This window comes from Streptomyces sp. NPDC004126 (genome assembly GCF_050275515.1).
In the GTDB taxonomy this organism is placed as follows: domain Bacteria; phylum Actinomycetota; class Actinomycetes; order Streptomycetales; family Streptomycetaceae; genus Streptomyces.
On the sequence record NZ_JBNNPF010000015.1, the window covers coordinates 138,511 to 162,349 of the forward strand.

A 23,839-nucleotide genomic window follows, 5' to 3' on the forward strand; every position below is an offset into this window, starting at 1 on the left:
GCCGGGCCCGCCCGACCGGCGTAGCGTCGACGAGTGGTCCGCTTTCCAGTGGCCGCCTCACCCACTCCGTTTCCGGTCGCCTGGAGGGTCACCTTGAACGCGCGTGATTCCGTCGATTCAGCCCTCGATTCAGCCGTCGGCTCGGCCGTCGATTCGCTCGTCCGCGCGGGCGGCTTCTTCACCCGCGCCGAGGTCTCCGACGACCTGCGCACGGTGCACCGGACCGGCGGCCGGGCCGCCGAGGCCTTCTACCGGGACCGGTGGAGCCACGACAAGGTGGTCCACTCCACCCACGGCGTGAACTGCACCGGTTCCTGCCGGTGGAAGGTGTTCGTCAAGGACGGGATCATCACCTGGGAGACGCAGGCCACCGACTACCCCTCCGTCGGCCCCGACCGCCCCGAGTACGAGCCCCGCGGCTGCCCGCGCGGCGCCTCGTTCTCCTGGTACTCCTACTCCCCCACCCGGGTGCGCTACCCGTACGTGCGCGGGGTGCTGCTGGAGATGTACCGCGAGGCCAAGGCGCGCCTGGGCGATCCGGTGCTGGCCTGGGCCGACGTCCAGGGCGACCCGGAGCGCCGCCGCCGCTACCAGCGGGCGCGCGGCAAGGGCGGGCTGGTGCGGGCCACCTGGGAGGAGGCGCTGGAGATCACCGCGGCCGCGCACGTGCACACCATCAAGGAGCACGGCCCGGACCGGGTGGCCGGCTTCTCGCCGATCCCGGCGATGTCGATGGCCTCGCACGCCGCCGGCGCCCGCTTCCACTCCCTGATCGGCGCGCCGATGCTGAGCTTCTACGACTGGTACGCCGACCTGCCGGTGGCCTCGCCGCAGGTGTTCGGCGACCAGACCGACGTGCCCGAGTCCGGGGACTGGTGGGACGCCGCCTACCTGATGATGTGGGGTTCGAACGTCCCCGTCACCCGTACCCCCGACGCGCACTGGATGGCCGAGGCCCGCTACCGCGGGCAGAAGGTCGTGACGGTTTCCCCGGATTTCGCGGACAACACGAAATTCGCCGACGAGTGGATGCATCCGCATCCGGGTACGGACGGTGCGCTGGCCCTCGCGATGGGGCACGTCATCCTGAAGGAATTCTTCGTGGAGAAGGAGACCCCTTTCTTCACGGATTACGTCCGCCGGTACACGGACCTGCCTTTCCTGGTGTCGCTGCGGGAAACGGAGCACGGGCTGGTCCCGGGCAAGTTCGTCACCGCCGCCGATCTCGGCCGGGACACCGAGAACGCCGAGTGGAAGACCGTCCTGGTCGACGACGTCACCGGCGAGCCCGTCGTCCCGAACGGCACCCTGGGACACCGCTGGGGCAAGAACGAGACCCCGGAGTGGAATCTGGAGCTCGGCGCGACCGTCCCCCGGCTGACCCTGCTGGCGGAGGGGGAGAGCGCCGAGATCGTGCTCCCCCGCTTCGAGGACGACCAGCGGGGCGGGACCGTCCGGCGCGGGGTGCCCGTGCGCCGTATCGGCGGGAAGCTCGTGACCACCGTCTTCGACCTGATGCTCGCCCAGTACGGGGTGGCCCGCGCGGGTCTGCCCGGCGAGTGGCCCGCCGGCTACGACGACGCCTCCCAGCCCGGCACCCCCGCCTGGCAGGAGTCGCTGACCTCGGTGCCCGCCGCGCAGGCGGCCCGGGTGGCCCGGGAGTTCGCCGGGACGGCCGAGGCCTCGCAGGGCCGCTGCATGATCCTGATGGGGGCCGGCACCAACCACTGGTTCCACTCGGAGACCATCTACCGCTCCTTCCTCGCCCTGCTCACCCTCACCGGCTGCCAGGGCCGCAACGGCGGCGGCTGGGGCCACTACGTCGGCCAGGAGAAGTGCCGCCCGGTCACCGGCTGGGCCACCCTCGCCGCGGCCTCCGACTGGTCGCGCCCGCCGCGCCAGATGATCGGCGCGGCCTGGTTCTACCTGCACACCGGCCAGTGGCGCTACGACACCCTCCCGGCGGAGGCCCTGGCCTCCCCGCTCGCCGAGGGCGCCTTCGACGGCATGAGCGGCGCGGACTGCCTGGCCGCCAGCGCCCGAATGGGCTGGATGCCCTCCTACCCGACCTTCGACCGCAACCCCCTGGAGCTCGGCGAGGGCCCCGACCCGGTGGCGGACGCGGTGCGCGCGCTGGAGGAGGGCACGCTCGGCTTCGCCGGCGAGGACCCCGACGACCCGCGCAACTGGCCGCGCGTGCTGAACGTGTGGCGGGCCAACCTCCTCGGCTCCAGCTCCAAGGGCAACGAGTACTTCCTCAAGCACCTGCTCGGCACGCACTCCAACCTCCCCGACGACGGCCCGCGCTGCACGCCCAGGGACGTCGCGTACCGGGAGGAGGACGTGGAGGGGAAGCTCGACCTGCTGATGTCGATGGACTTCCGGATGACGTCCACGACGCTGCTGTCGGACGTGGTCCTGCCGGCCGCCACCTGGTACGAGAAGCACGACCTGTCCTCCACGGACATGCACCCCTTCCTGCACGCCTTCACCCCGGCCGTGGACCCGCCCTGGCAGGCCCGCTCCGACTACGACGCCTTCCGCGGCCTCGCCGAGCGCTTCGGCGAGCTCGCCGCCGTCCACCTCGGCGTCCGCCGGGACCTGGTGGCGACCGCGCTCCAGCACGACACGCCGGGCGGCGAGATGGCCCAGCCGGGCGGGGTCGCGCTGGACTGGTCGAAGGGCGAGTGCGACCCCGTACCGGGCCGGACCATGTACGACCTGAAGGTGGTGGAGCGGGACTACGGGGCGGTGGGCGAGAAGTTCTCCGCGCTCGGCCCGCTGGTCGACCGGCTCGGCGTGACCACGAAGGCGATCACCTTCGACGTGGCCGAGGAGGTCGCGTACCTCGGCGAGAAGAACGGACTGGTCCGCGGCGGCACCGGCGACGGCCGCCCCCGCCTGGACACCGCGCAGCGGGCCTGCGAGGCGATCCTCGCGCTCTCCGGGACGAGCAACGGCCGGCTCGCCACCCAGGGCTTCGAGACCCTGGAGAAGAAGGTCGGCACGCACATGGCCCACCTGGCCGCCGAGGCGGAGGGCAAGCGGATCGGCTTCGCCGACACCCAGGCCCGCCCGGTCCCGGTGATCACCTCGCCGGAGTGGTCGGGTTCGGAGTCCGGCGGGCGCCGCTACACGGCCTTCACCGTCAACACCGAGCACCTCAAGCCCTGGCACACCCTCACCGGCCGCCAGCACTTCTTCATCGACCACGACTGGCTGCACGAGGTCGGGGAGTCGCTGCCCGTCTACAAGCCGCCGCTGAACATGCACACCCTGTACGGGGAGCCCGAACTGGGCACCGTCGACCAGAAGTCGGTGGCCGTCCGCTACCTCACCCCGCACAACAAGTGGGCCATCCACAGCCAGTACCAGGACAACCTGTACATGATGACGCTGGGCCGGGGCGGGCAGACGGTGTGGATGTCCCCGCAGGACGCCGAGGCGATCGGGGTCGCCGACAACGACTGGATCGAGGCCGTCAACCGCAACGGCGTGGTCACCGCCCGCGCGATCGTCTCCCACAAGATGCCGCCCGGCACGGTCTACATGAACCACGCGCAGGAGCGCACGGTCGGCGTGCCGAAGACCGAGAAGACGGGCCGCCGCGGCGGCATCCACAACTCGCTGACCCGGGTGATGCTCAAGCCCACCCACCTCATCGGCGGCTACGCCCAGCTGACCTGGGCCTTCAACTACCTGGGCCCGACCGGCAACCAGCGCGACGAGGTGACGGTCATCCGCCGCCGCGACCAGAAGGTGGAGTTCTAGGAATGAAGGTCATGGCACAGGTCGCGATGGTCATGAACCTCGACAAGTGCATCGGCTGCCACACCTGTTCGGTCACCTGCAAGCAGGCGTGGACCAACCGGCAGGGCACCGAGTACGTCTGGTTCAACAACGTCGAGACCCTCCCCGGCCAGGGCTACCCGCGCCGCTGGGAGGACCAGGAGAAGTGGAAGGGCGGCTGGGAGCGCACCCGCTCCGGCCGGCTGCGGCTGCGGGCCGGCGGGCGCCTCGCGAAGCTCGGCAAGATCTTCGCGAACCCGGAGATGCCGGAGATCGACGACTACTACCAGCCCTGGAGCTACGAGTACAAGAACCTCACCGACGCCCCGGCGGGCGACGACCTCCCCACCGCCCGGCCCGTCTCCCAGCTCACCGGCGAACCCCTGGACACCATCGCCTGGGGCCCCAACTGGGACGACAACCTCGGCGGCGCCCCCGCCCACGCGCCGAAGGACCCGGTCGTGGAGAAGATCCGCGAGGAGGTCGGGGAGCGGATCCGCTTCGAGTTCGAGCAGAGCTTCATGTTCTACCTCCCCCGGATCTGCGAGCACTGCCTCAACCCGGCGTGCGTCTCCTCCTGCCCCTCGGGCGCGATGTACAAGCGCGAGGAGGACGGCATCGTCCTCGTCGACCAGGACCGCTGCCGCGGCTGGCGCATGTGCGTGACCGGATGCCCGTACAAGAAGGTGTACTTCAACCACCGCACCGGCAAGGCCGAGAAGTGCACGTTCTGCTTCCCCCGCGTCGAGGTCGGCATGCCCACCGTCTGCTCGGAGACCTGCGTGGGCCGGATGCGCTACCTCGGCGTCATGCTCTACGACGCCGACCGGGTCGCCGAGGCCGCCGCCGTCGAGGACGAGCACGACCTCTACCCGGCCCAGCTGGAGTGCTTCCTCGACCCTCACGACCCGGCCGTGGTCGCCGCCGCCCGCGCGGCCGGCCTGACCCGGGAGTGGATCGAGGCCGCGCAGCGCTCCCCCGTCTACGACCTGATCGCCACGTACCAGGTCGCCCTGCCCCTCCACCCGGAGTACCGGACCATGCCGATGGTCTGGTACGTGCCCCCGCTCTCGCCCGTCGTCGAGGCGGTCGCCGCCACCGGCAGCGACGGCGAGGACGCCGGGAACCTCTTCGGCGCCATCGACGCCCTGCGCATCCCCGTCGAGTACCTCGCGGAGGTCCTCACGGCCGGCGACACCCACGTCGTGGAGGCCGTGCTGCACCGGATGGCCGCGATGCGCGCCTACATGCGGAAGATCAACCTGGGTGAGGAGCGGGACGAGTCGGTCGCCGCCGCCGTCGGCCTGACCGGCGCCGAGATGGAGGACATGTTCCGCCTCCTGGCCGTCGCCAAGCTGGAGGACCGCTTCGTCATCCCGACCGCGGCCCGCGCCGACGCCGACGCCCTCGCCGCCTCGCACCCGCTCGACGCGCAGTGCCCCGTCGGCGAACGGCCCGGGAAGCCCCGCGTGATGCTCAACCTCAGCCCCACCAGGAGGAGCTCGTGACCCCCGACGCCCTGGTACGCCTCGTCGCGGGCTGCGTCCTGCAGTACCCCGGCGACCGCTTCCACGACGAACTCCCGCGGCTGCGCGCCGCCCTCGCCGCGGCACCCGCCGGACCGGCCGCGCTGCTCGGCTCGTTCCTCGACGAGGCCGAGGGGATGACCCCGATCGGCCTGTGCGAGCGGTACACCTCCACCTTCGACACCCGCAACCGGCGCTGCCTCTACCTGACCTGGTGGACGGACGGCGACACGCGCCGGCGCGGGCTGTCCCTCGTACGGCTGAAGCGGATCTACCGGGACTTCGGGCTGGAGTACGCGGGCGAGGAACTGCCCGACTTCCTGCCCGCCGCCCTGGAGTTCGCCGCCCTGCGCGAGGAGGCCGGCACCGAGCTGCTCCAGGAGCACCGGGCCGGGCTGGAGCTGCTGCGGCTCGCGCTCGCCGAGTCCGCCAGCCCGTACGCCCGGGTGCTGGAGGCGGTCTGCACCACGCTGCCCGGGCCCTCCCCCGCGACGAAGGCCGAGGCGAAGGCCCTGGCCCGGAGCGGGCCGCCGCAGGAGCTGGTGGGCGCGGGCTCCCCGCTCGAACCCTTCGGGCCCGGAATCGACCGGCCCGTGGACCTCCCGTGGCCCACCTCCCCGGAAAGGAAGACGGCCTGATGGACCTCATCCTGTGGGGCGTGCTGCCGTACGTCTCGATCGCCCTGCTCGTGGCCGGCACGGTCTGGCGGGCCCGCTACGACGCCTTCGGCTGGACCACCCGCTCCTCCCAGCTGTACGAGTCGCGGCTGCTGCGGATCGGCTCCCCGCTCTTCCACTTCGGCATGCTCTTCGTGGTCCTCGGCCACGTGGTGGGCCTGCTGGTGCCGATGGAGTGGACCGACGCCGTCGGGCTGAGCGACCACGCCTACCACCTGCTGGCCGTCTCCACCGGCGCGGTCGCGGGCATCGCGGCCGCCGCCGGCATCGGCATCCTCGTCCACCGGCGGCTCAAGGTGCCCGCCGTACGCCGGGCCACGCTGCGCAGCGACCACCTGATGTACACGGTCCTGCTGGGCGCGATGCTGCTGGGCCTGACGGCCACCGTCCTGAACTCCACCGGGCAGACCGGGGACTACAACTACCGCGAGGGCATCTCGGTCTGGTTCCGCAGCCTGTTCACCCTCTCCCCCGACTACCACCTGATGGCGGGCGCCCCCCTCGCCTTCAAGCTGCACATCCTGTTCGGCTTCACCCTCTTCGCGCTGATCCCCTACTCGCGACTGGTGCACATGTTCTCCGCACCGCTGAAGTACCTGTTCCGGCCGTTCGTGGTCTACCGCAAGCGGGACCCTGAGCTGACCTCCAACCGTCCGGACCGGCGCGGCTGGGAGCGGGTCTCATGACGGCCCGCGGCCCGCGCGGAGTCGTCCGCACCCCCCGCCACGACGTCGCCGAGCGCCCCTTCCTCGTCATCTGGGAGGCCACCCGGGCCTGCGCACTGGCCTGCCTGCACTGCCGGGCCGAGGCGCAGACCGCCCGCGACCCCCGCGAGCTGGACGGGGACGGCGCCCGCCGGGTGATGGACCAGACGGCCGCCTTCGGCAGGCCCGCCCCCCTCTTCGTGATCACCGGCGGCGATCCCTTCCAGCGCCCCGACCTCACGGACCTCATCGCGTACGGCACCTCGCTGGGCCTGCGCGTCGCCGTCTCCCCCTCCGGCACGCCCACCCTCACCCGGGAGAACCTGCTGGCCGTGCGCGACGCCGGCGCGGTGGCGCTCTCGCTCTCCCTGGACGGCTCCACCCCCGAGCTGCACGACTCCTTCCGGGGCGTCCCCGGGGTCTGGGAGCGGACCCTGGAGGGCTGGCGGGCCGCCCGCGACATCGGCCTCAGGGTGCAGGTCAACACCACCGTCAGCCGCCGCAGCCTGGAGGACCTCGCCGACATCGCGGCGCTGGTCCGGCGCGAGGGCGCGATGCTCTGGTCCGGCTTCCTCCTCGTCCCGGCCGGGCGCGCGCAGCAGCTGGAGTCGCTGACCGCCGAGGAGACCGAGGACGTCCTGCACTTCCTCTACGACTGCGGGGCGGTCCTCGCCGCCAAGACCACCGAGGGCCACCACTTCCGCCGGGTCGTACTCCAGCGGACGATCCTCGAAGCACGCGGCGAACGGCCCGTACTGGGCCCCCTGTACGAGCGGCTGCACGCCCGCGCCGGCCGGCTCGGGCTCTTCGACGGGGATCGGCGGACGGTGCGCCGGCCCCCGCTGGACGTCTCGTCCGGGCGCGGCTTCGTCTTCGTCTCGCACACCGGCGAGGTGCACCCCAGCGGCTTCCTGCCGCTGTCGGCGGGCAGCGTCAAGGACCGCCCGCTCCCGGAGATCTACCGCCGGGCGCCGCTGTTCGCCTCGCTGCGCGACCCGGCACTGCTCCGCGGCCGGTGCGGGGCCTGCGAGTTCAAACCGGTGTGCGGGGGCTCGCGCTCGCGGGCCTACGGCACCACCCGGGACGTGCTCGCCGAGGACCCGTACTGCGCGTACGAGCCCGGCAGCTTCCCGTACCAGGAGGAACTGCGGCACCTGACCCGGGGTGCCGCCGGAAGGAGCACCCCGTGCGTTCGGTGATCATCGTGGGCGGCGGCATCAGCGGTCTGGCCGCCGCCTGGGAACTGCGGGGCGCGGCCGACGTCACCGTCCTGGAGGCCGGCCCCCGGGTCGGCGGGAAGCTGCGCACGGGCACCGTCGCCGGCATCCGCGTCGACGAGGGCGCGGAGTCCTTGATGGCTCTGCGGCCCGAGGCCGTGGAGCTGGCCTCGGCCGTCGGGCTCGGCGACGCGCTGTGCGACCCGGCCCGCGCGGCCACCAGCGTCTGGACGGGCGGCGCGCTGCGCCCGCTGCCGCCGGGCCACGTGATGGGCATCCCCGCCGATCCGACGGCGCTGGCCGGCACGGGGCTGCTCTCGGCGGCGGGCCTGGACCGGGTCGAGCGGGAGGAGACCGTGCCCGCCGAGCCCGTCACCGGGGACTGCTCGGTGGCGGAGTACCTGGCCGCCCGACTCGGCCCGGAGGCGGTGGACCGGCTCGTCGAACCACTGCTCGGCGGGGTGTACGCGGGCCGGGCCGACCGGCTCTCGCTGCGCGCGGCGATGCCCCGGATCGCGGCCGTGGCGGAACGGGGCGAGCCGCTGCTGCCGGCGCTGCGCCGGATGCGGGCGGCCGCGGCGGCCCGGGCGGCGGGCCCGGCGCCCGCGGCCGTCCGGGGCGTGAACGGCGGCACCGGCCTGTTCCCGCAGGCGGTGGCCCGGGCCTCCGGGGCGCGGATCCTGACCGGGACGGCGGCCCGCTCGCTGGAGCGGCTGCCGGGCGACCGGTGGCGGGTGGCGGCGGTGACCGCCGACGGGCCGCTGACCCTGCAGGCGGACGCCGTGGTCCTGGCGGTGCCGGCCTTCGCCGCGGCGGAGCTGCTGCGGCCGCACTCGCCGCTCGCGCGGGAGGAACTCGCGGCGGTCCCGTACGCCTCGACGGCGGTCGTCACCCTCGTGTACGCCCGCGGCCGGGCCCGGGCCCTCCCGGAGGGCAACGGCTTCCTGGTCCCGCCCGGGGACGGGCACACCCTGAAGGCGGCCTCGTTCCTGTCGAACAAGTGGGCCTGGCTGCGGGACGCGGCACCGGAGGAGTTCGTGGTGCGCGCCTCCGTCGGCCGGTACGGCGAGGAGGGCCTGTCGGACCGCCCCGACCGGCACCTGATCCGCACGGTCACCGCCGAACTCCGCCGGGCGGCCGGCCCGATGGGCGACCCGCACGCCGCCCGGGTGACCCGCTGGGACCGGGGCCTGCCCCAGTACGGCGTCGGCCACCTCGACCGGGTGGCCCGGATCCGCGAGGCCGCCGGGAAGCTCCCGGGCCTGGCCCTGTGCGGGGCGGCGTACGAGGGCGTGGGCGTGGCCGCCTGCGTCGCCACCGGCCGCGCCGCCGCCCGGCGGGCCGCCGCCGAGGCCTGAGCCGGCGGCGCCCCCCCGAACGGGTCAGCGCGCGGGCGGGGCCGGGGGCGGGCCCACAGGATGGGGGCATGCCGAGAAACGTCCTGCGGGCCACCACCGCCGCCGCCCTCGCCGCCACGCTGCTCACCACCGGCGCCTGTTCCGACGGCGAAGGCAGCAGCCGGCAGAGAACCGGTACCGGAGCCGCCGAACCGGCCAAACCCCTGTCCTGGGGCGACTGCGACGCCCCCACGGCCGCCGAGGGCGGCGGTCAGGCACCCAGCCCGGACTGGCAGTGCGCCACCCTCGACGTACCGCTCGACTACGCCGAACCCGGGGGCGAGACCATCCCCATCGCCCTGATCCGCGCGAAGGCGCGCGACAAGTCCAAGCGGCTCGGCTCGCTGGTGTTCAACTTCGGCGGGCCCGGCGGTTCCGGGATCTCCACCCTGCCCGGCGCCGCCAAGCAGTACGAGGCCCTGCGCAGCCGGTACGACCTGGTCAGCTTCGACCCGCGCGGCGTCGGCCGCAGCGCCCCCGTCCGCTGCGAGGACGACAAGCAGCTCGACGCGTACTACGCGCAGGACTCCTCCCCCGCCACCCCGGAGCAGGAGAAGGCCTTCGTCGACGGCATCCGCACGTACCAGCAGGCCTGCAAGGCCAACTCCGGCAAGGTGCTGCCATACGTGGGCACCGAGAACGCCGCCCGCGACCTGGACCGGATCCGCCAGGCCCTCGGCGACGAGAAGCTGAACTACTTCGGGATCTCCTACGGCACCGAACTCGGCGGGGTCTACGCCCACCTGTTCCCGAAGAACGTGGGCCGGGCGGTCTTCGACGCCGTGGTGGACCCCACCAAGGACTCCGAGCAGGGCGCGCTGGGCCAGGCGAAGGGCTTCCAGCTGGCCCTCGGCAACTTCGCCCAGGACTGCGTGGACCGCGGCGACAAGTGCCGGCTCCAGGGCAGTACCGCCAAGGAGATCGAGGCCAACATCATCAAGCTGCAGAAGGAGCTGGCGGCCAGGCCCATCCCCGGCATCGGCAACCGGAAGCTCACCGAGTCGCAGGCGACGAACGGCATCGCCCAGGCCCTCTACTCCAAGGAGCTGTGGCCGCTGCTGGAACAGGGCCTGGACGAGGCCGAGGGCGGTCAGGGGCAGCTGCTGATGACCCTGTCCGACCTCCTCAACGGCCGCGACCAGAACGGCCGCTACAGCAACATCGGCGCGGCCAACACCGCCATCAACTGCGCCGACTCCAAGGAGCGCTACACCCTGGAGGAGACCAAGGCCCGGCTGCCGGAGTTCCGCAAGGCCTCGCCCGTCTTCGGGGACTTCCTCGGCTGGGCGATGCTGAGCTGCACCGACTGGCCGGTGGCCGGCGCCTGGCAGACCCCGGACGTGTCCGCGCCCGGCGCCGCCCCGATCCTGGTGATCGGCAACACCGGCGACCCGGCGACCCCGTACGAGGGCGCGCGCGCGATGGCCGAGCGGCTCGGCAAGGGCGTGGGCGTGGAGCTGACGTACAAGGGCGAGGGGCACGGCGCGTACAACAGCGGCGACAAGTGCGTACAGGGCGCGGTGAACGCGTACCTGCTGGACGGGAAGGTGCCGGGCGCGGGCACCGTCTGCACGGCGGCGTAGGGCGGGCATGCGGAAGGGGCCGTACCCGCCGGGCGGGTACGGCCCCTTCCGTGACTGCTAGTAGACCGGCTTGTCGGGCTCGATCTGGTGGACCCAGCCGATGACGCCGCCGCCGACGTGCACCGCGTCGGCGAAGCCCGCGGACTTCAGGACCGCGAGGACTTCCGCACTGCGGACACCCGTCTTGCAGTGCAGGACGATCTTCTTGTCCTGCGGCAGGTCCTGGAGGGCGGTGCCCATCAGGAACTCGCCCTTGGGGATCAGCTTCGCGCCGGGGATCGAGACGATCTCGTACTCGTTCTTCTCGCGGACGTCGATGATCTCGATGTTCTCGCCGTCGTCGATCCACTCCTTGAGCTGCTTGGGAGTGATCGTGGAGCCGGCGGCGGCCTCCTGGGCCTCCTCCGACACGACGCCGCAGAAGGCCTCGTAGTCGATGAGCTCGGTGACGGTCGCGTTCGGACCGCAGACCGCGCAGTCGGGGTCCTTGCGGACCTTGACCTGGCGGTACTGCATCTCCAGGGCGTCGTAGATCATCAGGCGGCCGACGAGCGGCTCGCCGACGCCGGTGAGGACCTTGATGGCCTCGGTGACCTGGATGGAACCGATGGACGCGCAGAGCACGCCGAGGACGCCGCCCTCGGCGCAGCTCGGGACCATGCCCGGCGGCGGGGGCTCCGGGTAGAGGCAGCGGTAGCAGGGACCGTGCTCGGACCAGAAGACGGAGGCCTGGCCGTCGAAGCGGTAGATCGAACCCCACACGTACGGCTTGTTCAGCAGCACGCAGGCGTCGTTGACCAGGTAGCGGGTGGCGAAGTTGTCCGTGCCGTCGACGATGAGGTCGTACTGGCTGAAGATCTCCATCACGTTCTCGGCTTCGAGCCGCTCTTCGTGAAGGACCACGTTGACGTACGGGTTGATGCCCAGCACGCTGTCACGGGCGGACTCGGCCTTGGAGCGGCCGATGTCCGACTGGCTGTGGATGATCTGGCGCTGCAGGTTCGACTCGTCGACCTCGTCGAACTCCACGATGCCCAGGGTGCCGACGCCGGCCGCGGCCAGGTACATGAGGGCGGGCGAGCCGAGGCCGCCCGCGCCCACGGCCAGCACCTTGGCGTTCTTCAGGCGCTTCTGGCCGTCCATCCCGACATCCGGGATGATCAGGTGGCGGGAGTACCGACGGACCTCGTCAACGGTGAGCTCAGCAGCTGGCTCTACCAGGGGTGGCAGCGACACGGGGACTCCGTAGATGGGTAAGTCTGAACGTTGGTTCTTCCCGTAACACTGCCACGCCCTTCTTCATTCCGAGACACCCGGTCCGATACGTGAGACGATTTCGTCCCAGTACGCGGGCATCGACGCCCAGGGGTCCCGGTCCGGGGCGCCCCGGCGGTCCGTGAACCAGATGGTTCCCGCGCCCTGCCAGCGGGCGATGCGGACCGCCTCCTCCAGATGGGTGCGGGGCACCCCGTGGACCAGGTGGCAGAACCGCTCCGGCGGATGGTCCGCCGTCCACTCCGCCACCTGCGACCAGCGGTAGTCCGCCCAGGCCCCGGAGAAGGTGACCAGCTGGTCGGCGGCCTCCACGTAGCCCTCGTAGGGGTGCGTGCCGTGTCCCAGCACGATCCGCAGCCCCTCGCCGAGCCCGCGCAGGGCGTCGGTCACCCGGCGCACGGCGGGCAGGTCCGCCCGGCCGGCGGGGGCGCCGGCCAGGTAGAAGCCGCCGATCCCGTACCAGTCGCGGAAGCGGTGCGCGTCGGAGACCAGCTCCCCGAAGGACCGGGAGCCGTCCCGCATGGCGAGATGCCCGAGGACCGTCCCGCCCGCGTCCCGCAGCTTCGCGGCCGCCTCGGTGCAGTGCGGGTCGGGACGGCCGCCGGGCCCGTCGGCGACGTTGAGCACCGCCCAGTGCAGCGGGGTCCCGGGGCGGGTCAGCTCGGCCCACTCCACCGGGGCGACCAGCGGGTGCGCGTAGCCGGGGATGCCCAGGCCGAGCCGGCCGGCCTCGGTCGCGGCCGCCGCCGTGGCCCCCGGCGGGGTGGTCAGATACGGCACGCCGCCTCCATCCAGATGTCCGCGAGGGACTCCTCCAGGTTGATCCGGGGCCGCCAGCCGAGCCGGTCCCGGGCGGTGCGCACGTCGGCCTGCTGCCAGGCGCCGCAGCCGTCGGGGTAGGGGTACGGCTGGGGGGCCGCGGCGAGCTGCTCCGGGGTGGCCTCGGAGCGGGGGGAGCCGATGGCGGAGAGGCCCTGCGGCCGGCCGCCGAGCCCGTGGCCGAGCCGGTCGCCGCCGTGCGGTACGTCCAGCTCGTTGAGGGCGCCGCCGTAGCCGGCGACCCTGGCGAGGACGGCGGCCGCGTCGCGCAGCCGGACGGCGCGGCCGGTGCCGATGTTCACGACCCCCTGGGCTGCGGACAGGGAGGCGGCGTGCACGGCCCGCGCGACGTCCCGTACGTCGACGAAGTCGCGCTGCACCCCGAGGCCGCTGAGCTTGAGCTCGCCGTCCCCGGACTGCATGGCGCGCCGCATGGCCTCGGCGAGCCGGCCCAGCGGGGAGCCGGCCGGGGTGCCGGGCCCGACGGGCGAGAACACGCGGAGCACGACGGCGTCCAGCCCGGAGCCGAGGACCAGCTCGGTGGCGGCGAGTTTGCTGACGCCGTACGGTCCGCCGGGTCTCGGGACGGCGTCCTCGGCCGTGGAGGAGCCGGGCTGGCTGGGTCCGTACTCGGCGGCGCAGCCGAGCTGGACGAGCCGGGCCCCGCAGCCGCTGCGGCGCAGGGACTCGCAGATGGTGGCGACGGCGACGGTGTTGTGCCGGGTCAGCTCGCGGGCACCGCCGCGGGTGGCGCCCGCGCAGTTGATGACGACGCCCGGGTGGACGGCGTCCAGGAAGCGGGTGAGCGCGCCGGGGCTCCCGGTGGCGAGGTCGAAGCGGACGTCGGCGTCGTCTCCGCGGCCGAGCGCGGTGAGCTGCACGGCCGGGTCGGCGAGCAGCCGGTCGGCGACGTAGCGGCCGAGGTATCCGTTGGCTCCGATCAGCAGCACCCTCATCGCGCAACCCCTTGGTCGATTGGCTGGCCGGTCATGCTGTTTCTCCTTGGTGTCGGTGGGGCCGGTGACGCGCGTGTGCGGAGGCACGGGACAGCGCGAGGAAGGCGTGTACGAGGAGTCCCGCCGCGGCGGCGAGGACCGCCGCCGGGTCGGGGACCAGGGCGAGCGCGAGGGCCGCGGCGACGGGCGTGCGGTGCGCGCCGTGCCGCAGCAGCAGCCGGGTCAGGAACAGCAGCACCGCGAGCGGCACCGCCGTGCCGGGGGCGGCTGCGGTGACCGCGGCCGCCCCCGTGGCGGCCGCGGTGAACAGCAGGAGGATCCCGGCGAGCAGCGGCCGCGCCCCGGCGGCGAAGTCCTCCAGGGCCCGGCTGCCGGCGAGCCGGCGGCGTGCCCGGGCGGCGTAGAGGGCCGCGGCCAGGTGTCCGGGGGCGACGGCCAGGGCGAGGGCGGCGCCGAGGGCGGGGCCGTGCCGGTGGACGGCCCAGCCGACGGCGGCCGCCGCGAGCAGGTGGGCGGCGTAGGGGAGGCGCCCCCCGGCGTTCCGCCCGGGCCAGACCAGCGCGGCGGCGGTGAGGAGCGCCGCGAGGGGGCCCGCCCCCGGCATTCCGGCGGCGGCCGCCCCGAGGGCGAGCGCACCGGGCAGCAGCGCGTACCCGAACCCCCGCACCGCCCGGGTCCCGGCCGGGGGCCGCACGGGCACGTCGTCGGGGGCGTCGCCGCGCGGGGTCCGCGCGTACAGCTCCTCGGCGAGGCCGAACACGTCCCGGTGCCGGAAGCGCGCGGCGGTCCGGTCGGTGATCCCGTGAGCCTCCAGCCCGGCGGCGATCTCCAACGGATCGACGGCCCGCTCGCAGAGCTCCCGGTGCCGGTGCAGCAGCGCCTTGACGGGATCCCCCGCCGCCTTCTTCCGAGGACCTGCGCTCCTGGCCCCGCCAACTCCAGCGCCGCCAATTCCAGCCCCGCCGGCGTTTGAGGCGCTGGGGGCACCCCCAGCGGTAGCTGGGGGAGGGTCCGGGGGCAGAGCCCCCGGCAACGGCGCCGCACCCGCGATGTCCGAGGTGGTCATGCCCTCACCTCCGGAGCCGAGGCCGCCGCGACCCACGGTCCGGGAACCCTGGCCTCCGCCGGCAAGGCGAACGGCACCTCCCCCACCGGCCCCCGTGAGGAACCGACGGCCAGCAGCCGCAGGTAGCTCTCCCCGAAGGCCTCCACGTTCTGCTCGACGGTGAACAGTTCGAGCGCCCTGGCGCGGGCGGCGGCGCCCAGCCGCTGAGCCCGCTCGGGGTCCTCCAGCAGCGCGAGGCAGGCCTCGGCCAGCGCCCGCGGGTTGCGCGGCGGGACGACGAGCCCGGTGCCGCCGATGACCTCGCGGACGGCCCCGACGTCGGTGGAGACGGTGGCCCGGCCGCAGAACATGGCCTCGGCCAGGGTGATGGGGAAGCCCTCGATCACCGAGGACAGCAGTACGATCCGGCCGGCCCCGTACGCCTCGGCCGGCGAGGCCGCCTCCGGTCCGCCGATCTCCTCGAAGGTGACGGGGCTCTCCCCCACGGTCCGCGCGTCGGCGGCCTCGTCGGGGAAAAGCTGCGCGGCCAGCGACCGGCAGTCGGACAGGTAGCCGGGGGCGGCGGCCGAGGCGAAGATCCGCAGCCGGGTGTGCGGTGCGGCCCGGCGGACCTCCGCGAAGGCGTGCAGGAGGGCGACCAGGTCCTTGGCCGGCTCGATCCGTCCGACCCACACCAGGGTGTCGGGGTCACCCCGGTCGGGGTCCTCGCCCACGGCGGCGAATCGGTCCGCCTCCATGCCGGGGTAGACCGTCCGCAGCCGTTCCCGCGGCGCCCCGCAGCGCTCCTGCCAGCGGCGGGCGTGCGCGTTGCCGGGGGTGAGGAGGTCGGCGCGGGCGTAGATCTCCCCGGCGAGCCGGATGTGGAAGGCGGCCAGCAGGGCGCGTACGGCGGGCCGGGTGTCCTCGCGCCGTTCCAGGTAGTGGGCGCGGAGCTGGACACCGTACTCGGTGACCAGCAGCGGGACCCCGAAGAAGCGTTTGGCCAGCAGTCCGGGGACGGCCGCGACCCCGCCGGCGGCGGCGTGGCAGACGTCGGCCCGGCCGAGGCCCTCGTCCTCGTACCAGTCGAGGGACAGCGGCCGCAGCGCGCGCTCCAGTTCGTCCACGAACTCCAGCAGGTCGGGGACCCGCGCGGCCTGTACGGCGCGGCCCGCGCCCGGGGCGCGGCAGCCGGACTCGACCGCCCGGACGGCCGTCTCGGAGCGCAGGGCCGCGTACATCCCGCCCTGTTCGCGGGCGAGTTCGGCGAGTCCGTACAGTCCGGCGGCGAAGGCGTCGGCGTCCCCGGCGCAGATCCCCCGGACCAGCTCGGCGAAGCAGGCGGCGAAGTGCCGGCGCTCGCGGCGGGAGTACGTGCGCCCGTCGTCCGCGGGGGCCCACAGCGGGGCGGTGCGGACGCGGGTGACGTGCGGCGGGAGGGTGACCCGGCCGCTCTCCTCCTGCCCGGCGGTGCGGCTCAGCGCGTAGAGCTCGAACTCGTGGTGGGGCAGCCCGCGCACGAGCCGGTCGCACCAGAGCCTCGCCTCGCCCGCCGCATACGGATAACCACCTTCCGTGACCAGTCCGATCCGCACGAGTGGCACCCCCGATCTCCCGTTCCAGGCGGTCGCCGTCGGTCCGGCGACCCGCCGCGGGAGAACTCAAGCGGATGCGCCGGTGGCGCGACGGACGGTTGTCCGTCGCGCCACCGGAAGGGGTGAAGAGTCGTAACTTTCCCGTACGGTTCGCGTTCGAGCACGCTAAGAAGGGCTTTACGCGAAGGCCTCCTGACGTTCGGTCCGGCGTGCGGAGCGGCGTTCCGCGGCGAGCGCGGGATCGAGCGCCGGGACGGCGTCGAGGAGCTGTCGCGTGTACGCGTGGGCCGGCCGGCCGTACACCTCCTCCACCGGGCCCTCCTCGACGACCACGCCGCCGCGCATGACGGCGACCCGGTCGCTGACCTGGCGGACCACCGCGAGGTCGTGCGCGATGAAGACGAGTGCGATGCCCAGCTCCCGCTGGAGTTCGGCGAGCAGTTCGGTGACCTGCGCCTGGGTGGTGACGTCGAGGGCGGAGACCGGTTCGTCGCAGACGATGAGCCGGGGGCGCGGGGCCAGGGCGCGGGCGATGCCGACGCGCTGGCGCTGGCCGCCGCTGAACTCGTGCGGGTAGCGGTCGTAGTGGGCGGGCTCCAGGCCGACGCGGGTCAGGAGGGCGTCGACGCGGGCGCGGATGACGGTCTCGTCGCGTTCTCCGGCGGCGCGCAGCGGGTCGGCGATGGATTCTCCGACGGAGCGGCGGGGGTTGAGGGAGGCGACGGGGTCCTGGAAGACCATCTGGGCGCCGCCGGCGGTGCCGGAGACCTCGGTCCCGGCGTGCCGGACCTGCCCGGAGCCGGGTTCCAGCAGTCCGACGAGCATCCGTCCGAGGGTGCTCTTGCCGCTGCCGGACTCGCCGACGATGCCGAGGGTCTCGCCGGCGCGTACGGCGAGGGAGACCCCGGCGACCGCGCTGACCCTGCTCCGGCCGCGGCCGAAGTCCCTGCGCACGCAGACGGCTTCGACGACGGGTGCCTCCGGCTCCGCCTCGGGCGTGCCGTGGCCCGCGACCACCCGCAGGCGGGGGGTGCGGGGGGCGTCCAGGCGCGGTACGGCGGCCAGCAGGTCCCGGGTGTAGGGGGCCTGCGGGTCGGTGAGGACCCGGTGGACCGGGCCCCGTTCGACGGCGGCGCCGTCCCGCATGACCAGCAGTTCGTCCACGCTCTCCGCCGCGACGCCGACGTCGTGGGTGACCAGCAGCAGCCCGAGGCCGTGCTCCTGGCGCAGTCCGTGCAGCAGGTCCAGGATCTGGGCCTGGACGGTGACGTCGAGGGCGGTGGTGGGCTCGTCGGCGATCAGCAGCCGGGGTTCGCAGGCCAGGGCCATCGCGATGAGGGCGCGCTGGCGCATGCCGCCGCTGAACTCGTGGGGCCGGGCGCGGGAGCGGCGTGCCGCGTCGGGGATGCCGACGCGGTCCAGGACCTCGGCCGCGCGGGCCCGGGCGGCTCTGCGGGAGGCGCCGGTGTGGACGCGGTACACCTCGGCGATCTGGTCGCCGACGGCGAGGTAGGGGTCGAGGGAGCTGAGGGGGTCCTGGAAGACCATGGCGGCGGTCCCGCCGCGCAGGGCGCGCAGCCGTGCCGGGCCGGCGTCGGCCAGGTCGGTGCCGTCGACCCGGACGGTGCCGGTCAGGCGGGCTCCGGTGCCGTGGTGCAGGCCGAGCAGGGCGGCGGCGACGGTGGACTTGCCGCTGCCGGATTCGCCGACGATGCCCAGGGCGCGGCCCGCTTCCAGGGTGAAGGAGATCCCGTCGACGGCGCGTACGTAGTGGCCGGGGCCGCCGACCGGGAAGTCGACGACGAGTCCGGTGACGTCCACGAGCGGGCCGGTCATACGAGGGCCACCCTTCGGTCGGCGAGGGCGTGGAGCAGGTCGGCGACGGCGCCGGCGATGACGACGGCGGCCCCGATGGCGAGGACGACGCCGACGACGACGGGCAGGTCCACGACCCGGACGGCGTCGATGAGGGTCTTGCCGAGGCCGGGGATCCCGAAGAGGGACTCGGTGAGCACGGCGCCTCCGATCAGGGTGCCGAAGTCCACGGCGCTGAGGGCGATCACGGGTCCGAGGGCGCCGCGCACGGCGTGCCGGGTGACGATGGCCCGTTCCCCGACGCCGTAGGCGCGGAAGGTGCGGATGTGGTCCTCGGCGAGGGTCTCCAGGGTGGAGCTGCGGGTGAGGCGCGCGTACTTGGCGCTTTCGAACAGGCCGAGCGTCACCCAGGGCAGCAGCAGGTTCCAGGCCCACTGTTCGGGGTCCTTGCCGAAGGGCACGTACGTCGGGAAGGGCAGCCAGCGCAGGTAGGCGCAGACGGTCATGAGCAGCAGCAGCCCGAGGATGAAGACGGGGGTGCCGGTGCCGGCGAGGGTGAGCACGGTGAGCGCCCGCTCGGTGGCGCCGCCGCGCCGCAGCGCGGAGAGCAGGCCGGTGCCGACTCCGACGACGAGCCAGATGGCGAGGGCGCCGAGGGCGAGCGAGAAGGTGGCGGGCAGCCGCTCCAGGAGCAGCTGGGTGACCTCCCGGTCGGTCTGGTACGAGAAGCCGAGGCAGGGGGCGTCGCAGTGCAGGGTGATCCCGGCGCCGGCGGAGTAGTCCCGGCCGGTCAGGAGGCCTTCCAGGAAGCGCAGGTACTGGGTGACGGCGGGGTCGTTGAGCCCGAGCTGTTCGCGCACCTGGGCGATCTGCTGCGGGTTGCAGCGTTCTCCGCAGGCGAGGCGGGCGGGGTCGCCGGGGGCGATGTAGAAGAGGGCGTAGACGACGACGGACAGGGCGAGCAGCACGAACAGTGCGCCGCCGGCCCGTTTGAGCACGAACCTGGTCACGGCTTGCGCTCCTTTCCGGTACCGACCCGCAGGCGCGAGGTCTCGCGCGGGTCGAGGGCCGAGCGGACCGCGTCGCCGAGGACGGTGAAGGCGAGCACGGTGGCGAAGAGCAGCCCGGCGGGGAGCAGGACGTAGGCGGGGTCGGCGCGGAACCAGGTCTGGGCGCTGGAGAGCATCTGGCCCCAGGAGGGGGTGGGGGGCTTGACCCCGACGCCGAGGAAGGACAGGGAGGCCTCGGCCACGATGGCGGTGGGGACCTTGATCGCGGCGAGGGTGATGACGGGTGCGGCCAGGGAGGGCAGCAGTTCCCGGCGGGCGACGCGCAGGGGTCCCCAGCCGGAGAGCCGGGCGGCTTCGACGAAGTCGAGGCCGTTCAGGGCGAGGGTCTGGGAGCGGACCATGCGGGCGGTGCCGCCCCAGTCGAAGAGGCCGATGACGAGGACGAGCAGCAGCGGCCGGGGGAAGCCGGGCGGGACGACGGCGGTGAGGGCGATGGCGATCACCAGCATGGGCAGGGCGATCATCACGTCGGTGAGGCGGCCGATGAGCTGTCCGACCCAGCGGTTGCCGAGCGCGGCGGCGATCCCGACGCTGACGCCGACGAACGTCTGTACGGCGACCGCGCCGAGGGCGACGAGCAGGGAGACGCGGGCGCCGTGGAGGAGCCGGGTGAACAGGTCGCGGCCGGTGCCCGGTTCGACGCCGAGCCAGTGGTCGGCGGAGATCCCGCCGAAGGAGCCGAGGGGGACGCCGCCGCGCGCCGAGTCGACGAGGTCGTCGTGGTAGGTGTTCGGGTCCTGTCCGGTGAGCTGGGAGAAGAGGGGCGCGGTGAGGGCGAGGAGGACGAGGAGGGCCAGGAGGGCGGCGGCCGCGAGCGCGGACGGGCGCCGGCGCAGCCGCCGCCAGACCTGGCGGCCGGCGCCGCCGGCCGGGGTGGGGGCCCCGGCCGGCGGCGCCGGCTGGTCGTCGAGGAGCAGGGTCACTTGACCGCGACCTGCGAGATGTCGAGGACGCCGGTCCAGTCGCTGATGACGACGTTCTTGACGTCCTTGCCGACGAGCCGCTTGTAGACCGGGTGGAAGAGGGGGACGGCGAGGGCCTGCTCGCCGATCTTCTTGTCGAGGGCGCCCCAGCGCTTGCCGGCGGCGGCGAGGTCGGTGAGCTTGGCGATCTCGTCGATCTCGGTGTTCACGGCCGGGTCGTTGAGCTGGGCGTGGTTGTAGTTGGAGCCGTTGGTGACGATCTGGCGGCCGTCGTAGATCGGGGCGAGGAAGGGGCCGCCGGAGGGCCAGTCGGCGCCCCAGCGGGAGAGGAAGAAGCCGGGGGTGTTCTTGGCGTCCCAGCGGCGCTCGTTGAAGGCGTTGTTCTCCAGGCCTTCGAGCTTGACGGTGATCCCGGCGGCGGCGAGGCCCTGCTGGACGGCGGTGGCGACCTCGGGGCTGGTCTGGCGGTTCTGGGCGTTGGAGTGGGTGAGGGTGATGGTGAGCCCGTCGGGGTGGCCGGCCTCCTTCAGCAGCTCCTTGGCCTTGGCCGGGTCGCCCGTCTTGCCCGCGGGGAAGTGGTCGTAGGGGGTGAAGCCGAAGGCCTCGCGCTCGGGCAGGAAGGTGGTGGCCGGCTCGGCCAGCGCGGAGCCGCCGGCTGCGTTGATCACGCTGGTGCGGTTGATCGCGTACGCGATGGCCTGGCGGACCTTCGGGTTGTCGAAGGGGGCGACCTTCGGGTTGAAGGCGAGGTAGTTGACGTAGCCGAAGTGGCCGGTGCCGACGCGGCCGGCGAGTTCCTTGTTGTCGCCGATCTGGGCGAGTTCGGCGGGGCCGAGGTTGGTGTCGGTGGTGACGGCGGCGGCGTCGGGGCCGGAGCTGGTGGACAGCCGCTGGTTGACGACGGCGGCGTCGAGGCCGGAGCGGACGTCGATCCTGTCCGGGTAGGCCTTGCGCTCCTCGTCGGTCTTCGGGTCCCAGTTCTCGTTGCGTTCCAGCAGCAGGGTCTCGCCGTCGCCGGTGTTCTTGACGACCTTGTAGGGGCCGGAGGAGACGGGGTGCTCCTCGTACTTGGTGCCGGTGTCCTTGGCCTTGGGGACGGGGGCGAACTGCGTCTGGGTGGCGAGGAAGGGGAACTCGCCCTCGGGCTTGCGGAGTTTGAAGACGATGGTCTTGGCGTCGGGGACCACGATGGAGTCGAGGCCCTTGCCGCCGTCCTTGTAGGGGCCCTCGTAGGTCTCCCCGCCGACCAGCCAGTCGCGCAGGTAGGGGGCTCCGCCGGAGAGTTCGGCGGCGAAGGAGCGCTCGATGCCGTACTTGATGTCGGCGGCGGTGATGGGGGTGCCGTCCTCGTACTTCAGCCCGTCCTTGAGGGTGTAGGTCCACTCGGTGGCGTCGGCATTGGGCCGGCCGGTGTCGGTGGCGAGGTCGGGGACGACCTTGGCGCCGGCCTGGCCCTCCTCGCGGTTGCGGGTGGTCAGCGTGCGGAAGACCAGCGAAGGGACGTTTCCGCCGCCGGAGGTGTAGAGCCGGGCCGGGTCGAAGTCGTTCTGCGGCTCGGTGTTGAGGACGGTGAGGGTGCCGCCCTTCTGCGGGGCCCCGGCGGCGCCGGGCTTGCCGCCGGACTCGCCTCCGGCCTTGCCCGCCGCGTCCTCGGGCCCGCACGCCGCGGCGCCCCCGGCCAGGACGAGGCTGACGGTGACCGCGGCGATGCGGCGCGATATGCGGGACTGGCGGGATGAACCGGCGGAAAGCATGGGGAAACGGGACCTCTCGGCGTGGAAGGAGATACGTCGGCGGCCACGCGGGGACGGCGTCCGGGGACCCCGGCACACGAGGTGCCGGAAGGGCCGGTCAGGGAGGTGCAGGAAGCCGCGCCCGCGGGCAGGGGAAGTGCCCGGGCGCGGCGGAACCACGGAGGAGAAAGGGTGGTCGCGCGCTCAGGACAGGGCGTCAGCGACAGAAGATGTCGGCCACGCTGTGCGCGGCCACACCGAGGAGCGCCAGCTCGATGGCGGCGCTCGCGGCGGAGGTGTGGCGGTGCGACATGCGGAGAACAATTACCGATGATCGGACGGCTTGTCAACGAAGGAACCAGCCGCCCGCCCGCACCCTTCGGTCAACTCCCGGGGTACACCCAGGGGTTGGGCTTGCAGTGGATGTTGTCGATGTCGAGGGACTTCGTCTGCTGCTGCATGATCGGCGCGAGGGCGCCCGGGGTCTGGCAGCTGACGTGCCCGTGTCCGAGCCGGTGTCCGACCTCGTGGTTGATGAGCATCTGCCGGTAGGCGAGCATCTGGTCGGCGCCGTAGGTCTGCGAACCCTGCCCCCACCGGAACGCGTTGATCATCACGCGCTCCGTGGACGCGGAGTCGCAGGAGACGTTGTCGATCGTGGTGTCGAGCCCGGACTTGGCGCACCAGACGCCCGTGGTCCCGGGGCTGGCCAGGGTGATGACGAACTCGGCCTCGCCGCCCGGCACCCGCTCGAAGGTCATCGCGTCGCCGTGGGCCCAGCTGCGCGGGTCGTTGAGGGTGCGCTGCACGGCATCGGCGAACAACTGCCCGTCCATGCCGAGCCCCTGCTCCACGTCGACCCGGTAGCGCACCTTCTTCCCCTTGCCCGGGGCCTTGGCGACGCCGGGCACGGTGTCGAAGGCGCCCCGGCCGGTGAGCTTCGCGTCGATGGGCAGCTGCTGCGCCATCTGCTGCTCGTACGTCGCCGGCTGCGCGGCCGCGGCCGGCGGGACGGCGGGGGTGGCGCGGCCGTCGGAGCGGGAGGCCGGGGAGCTGTCGGTCTGGGTGCGCTTCGGGGCGTCGTCCCCGGCGGCCCGGGCGGCGGTGTCCGGGTCGGAGTCGGCGGCGACCTGTCCGGCGACGACGACCGCGAGCACGGTGGTGACGGCCGCCGCGGCCATCCCGGTGTACGTACGGATCTTCGCGCCGCGGCCGCTCGCGGGCGCGTCGGCGGCCGCCTCGGGTTTGCGGGGGCCGGGCACCCGGCGGTGCGAGCCGGTCGAGGTGAAGGGGTCGCGCGGGGCGGGCTCCTCGGCCGGCGCGGGTGCGGGCGCGGGCGGGGCGGCGGTGGCGGTGGCGGCGCGGGGGGTGCCGCGCCAGTCCCCGTACACGTCGGCGGGGGCGGGGGCCGTGCCCCAGGCGCCGCCGCCCTCCCGGTGCTCGGGGTGGCCGGCGGGGCGGGCGCCGCGCGGGGGCGCGTACCCCTGGTGGACGACGGTCGGCTCGGCGGAGGGGCGCGTACCGCCGGACAGGCGCCCCGCGTACGGCGCGGGCGCCGGCTCGTACGGGTCGGAGACGTACGGGTCGGGGGCGTACAGCCCGTCCCCGTAGGGGTCGGCCGCGTACCCCTGCGGCTCGTACGGCGGCTGCGGCGCCTCGGGCTCCGGCTGCGGACGGACGGGTGCCGGCGCCTTGCGACTATGTCGTCCCACGTC

Annotated in this window: 18 protein-coding genes; 7 read left to right on the top strand and 11 right to left on the bottom strand. The window is 73.7% G+C overall.

What is annotated here, in order from left to right; all coding sequences use genetic code 11:
* The first annotated feature begins 93 nt into the window (after positions 1-93).
* From ACQKM2_RS16935 to ACQKM2_RS16965, 7 genes are all read left to right on the top strand, one after another.
* The gene (locus ACQKM2_RS16935; RefSeq protein WP_427710436.1) at positions 94-3,771 is read left to right on the top strand and encodes a nitrate reductase subunit alpha; all 3,678 of its coding nucleotides are present in this window, start codon (positions 94-96) and stop codon (positions 3,769-3,771) included.
* Between the two features lie 2 nt (positions 3,772-3,773).
* Positions 3,774-5,297 carry a nitrate reductase subunit beta gene (gene narH, locus ACQKM2_RS16940; protein WP_427710438.1) on the top strand — a complete coding sequence of 508 codons (1,524 nt, stop codon included), beginning with the start codon at positions 3,774-3,776 and terminating at the stop codon, positions 5,295-5,297.
* Complete coding sequence (gene narJ / locus ACQKM2_RS16945; protein WP_427710440.1) at positions 5,294-5,953, top strand: nitrate reductase molybdenum cofactor assembly chaperone; 660 nt, start codon at positions 5,294-5,296, stop codon at positions 5,951-5,953. The genes narH and narJ overlap by 4 nt, the downstream gene beginning before the upstream one ends.
* On the top strand, positions 5,953-6,678 hold the full coding sequence (gene narI, locus ACQKM2_RS16950) for a respiratory nitrate reductase subunit gamma (protein ID WP_427710442.1): 726 nt from the start codon (positions 5,953-5,955) through the stop codon (positions 6,676-6,678). Before narJ ends, narI begins: the two co-directional genes overlap by 1 nt.
* On the top strand, positions 6,675-7,895 hold the full coding sequence (locus ACQKM2_RS16955) for a TIGR04053 family radical SAM/SPASM domain-containing protein (RefSeq protein WP_427710444.1): 1,221 nt from the start codon (positions 6,675-6,677) through the stop codon (positions 7,893-7,895). Before narI ends, ACQKM2_RS16955 begins: the two co-directional genes overlap by 4 nt.
* Positions 7,883-9,271: a protoporphyrinogen oxidase gene (gene hemG, locus ACQKM2_RS16960; protein WP_427710446.1), complete on the top strand. Its 1,389-nt coding sequence runs from the start codon at positions 7,883-7,885 to the stop codon at positions 9,269-9,271. Before ACQKM2_RS16955 ends, hemG begins: the two co-directional genes overlap by 13 nt.
* A gap of 68 nt (positions 9,272-9,339) precedes the next feature.
* Positions 9,340-10,893 carry an alpha/beta hydrolase gene (locus ACQKM2_RS16965; protein ID WP_427710448.1) on the top strand — a complete coding sequence of 518 codons (1,554 nt, stop codon included), beginning with the start codon at positions 9,340-9,342 and terminating at the stop codon, positions 10,891-10,893.
* Between the two features lie 57 nt (positions 10,894-10,950).
* Here ACQKM2_RS16965 and moeZ read toward each other — a convergent pair whose 3' ends face one another.
* From moeZ to ACQKM2_RS17020, 11 genes are all read right to left on the bottom strand, one after another.
* The gene (gene moeZ, locus ACQKM2_RS16970; RefSeq protein WP_427710450.1) at positions 10,951-12,129 is read right to left on the bottom strand and encodes an adenylyltransferase/sulfurtransferase MoeZ; all 1,179 of its coding nucleotides are present in this window, start codon (positions 12,127-12,129) and stop codon (positions 10,951-10,953) included.
* 63 nt (positions 12,130-12,192) lie between these two features.
* Positions 12,193-12,948 (bottom strand): spherulation-specific family 4 protein, encoded by a 756-nt coding sequence (locus tag ACQKM2_RS16975; protein ID WP_427710452.1) that lies wholly within the window; start codon positions 12,946-12,948, stop codon positions 12,193-12,195.
* Positions 12,936-13,943: an NAD-dependent epimerase/dehydratase gene (locus ACQKM2_RS16980; RefSeq protein WP_427710454.1), complete on the bottom strand. Its 1,008-nt coding sequence runs from the start codon at positions 13,941-13,943 to the stop codon at positions 12,936-12,938. Before ACQKM2_RS16980 ends, ACQKM2_RS16975 begins: the two co-directional genes overlap by 13 nt.
* Before the next feature lie 31 nt (positions 13,944-13,974).
* Positions 13,975-14,775, bottom strand: coding sequence for a hypothetical protein (locus ACQKM2_RS16985; RefSeq protein WP_427710456.1), 801 nt, complete (start codon positions 14,773-14,775; stop codon positions 13,975-13,977).
* Positions 14,776-15,005: 230 nt separating this feature from the next.
* The gene (locus tag ACQKM2_RS16990) at positions 15,006-16,583 is read right to left on the bottom strand and encodes a DUF3492 domain-containing protein (RefSeq protein WP_427710458.1); all 1,578 of its coding nucleotides are present in this window, start codon (positions 16,581-16,583) and stop codon (positions 15,006-15,008) included.
* A 177-nt stretch (positions 16,584-16,760) separates the two neighbouring features.
* Positions 16,761-18,419, bottom strand: a complete 1,659-nt coding sequence (locus ACQKM2_RS16995; protein WP_427710460.1) for a dipeptide ABC transporter ATP-binding protein — start codon at positions 18,417-18,419, stop codon at positions 16,761-16,763.
* Positions 18,416-19,408, bottom strand: a complete 993-nt coding sequence (locus ACQKM2_RS17000) for an ABC transporter permease (RefSeq protein WP_427710462.1) — start codon at positions 19,406-19,408, stop codon at positions 18,416-18,418. The genes ACQKM2_RS16995 and ACQKM2_RS17000 overlap by 4 nt, the downstream gene beginning before the upstream one ends.
* Positions 19,405-20,391: an ABC transporter permease gene (locus ACQKM2_RS17005; protein ID WP_427710464.1), complete on the bottom strand. Its 987-nt coding sequence runs from the start codon at positions 20,389-20,391 to the stop codon at positions 19,405-19,407. Before ACQKM2_RS17005 ends, ACQKM2_RS17000 begins: the two co-directional genes overlap by 4 nt.
* Positions 20,388-22,145 (bottom strand): ABC transporter substrate-binding protein, encoded by a 1,758-nt coding sequence (locus ACQKM2_RS17010; RefSeq protein ID WP_427710466.1) that lies wholly within the window; start codon positions 22,143-22,145, stop codon positions 20,388-20,390. Before ACQKM2_RS17010 ends, ACQKM2_RS17005 begins: the two co-directional genes overlap by 4 nt.
* 196 nt (positions 22,146-22,341) lie before the next feature.
* The gene (locus ACQKM2_RS17015; protein WP_312847459.1) at positions 22,342-22,437 is read right to left on the bottom strand and encodes an Ms4533A family Cys-rich leader peptide; all 96 of its coding nucleotides are present in this window, start codon (positions 22,435-22,437) and stop codon (positions 22,342-22,344) included.
* 70 nt (positions 22,438-22,507) lie between these two features.
* Positions 22,508-23,836, bottom strand: coding sequence for a DUF3152 domain-containing protein (locus ACQKM2_RS17020; protein ID WP_427710468.1), 1,329 nt, complete (start codon positions 23,834-23,836; stop codon positions 22,508-22,510).
* Positions 23,837-23,839: the final 3 nt, after the last annotated feature.

Coding starts and splice junctions, on each gene's coding strand:
- ACQKM2_RS16995 (WP_427710460.1), bottom strand. CDS start 18,419: ATGACCGGCCCGCTCGTGGACGTCACCGGACTCGTCGTCGACTTCCCG.
- ACQKM2_RS16955 (WP_427710444.1), top strand. CDS start 6,675: ATGACGGCCCGCGGCCCGCGCGGAGTCGTCCGCACCCCCCGCCACGAC.
- ACQKM2_RS16980 (WP_427710454.1), bottom strand. CDS start 13,943: ATGAGGGTGCTGCTGATCGGAGCCAACGGATACCTCGGCCGCTACGTC.
- ACQKM2_RS17015 (WP_312847459.1), bottom strand. CDS start 22,437: ATGTCGCACCGCCACACCTCCGCCGCGAGCGCCGCCATCGAGCTGGCG.
- ACQKM2_RS17010 (WP_427710466.1), bottom strand. CDS start 22,145: ATGCTTTCCGCCGGTTCATCCCGCCAGTCCCGCATATCGCGCCGCATC.
- narH (WP_427710438.1), top strand. CDS start 3,774: ATGAAGGTCATGGCACAGGTCGCGATGGTCATGAACCTCGACAAGTGC.
- ACQKM2_RS16965 (WP_427710448.1), top strand. CDS start 9,340: ATGCCGAGAAACGTCCTGCGGGCCACCACCGCCGCCGCCCTCGCCGCC.
- narI (WP_427710442.1), top strand. CDS start 5,953: ATGGACCTCATCCTGTGGGGCGTGCTGCCGTACGTCTCGATCGCCCTG.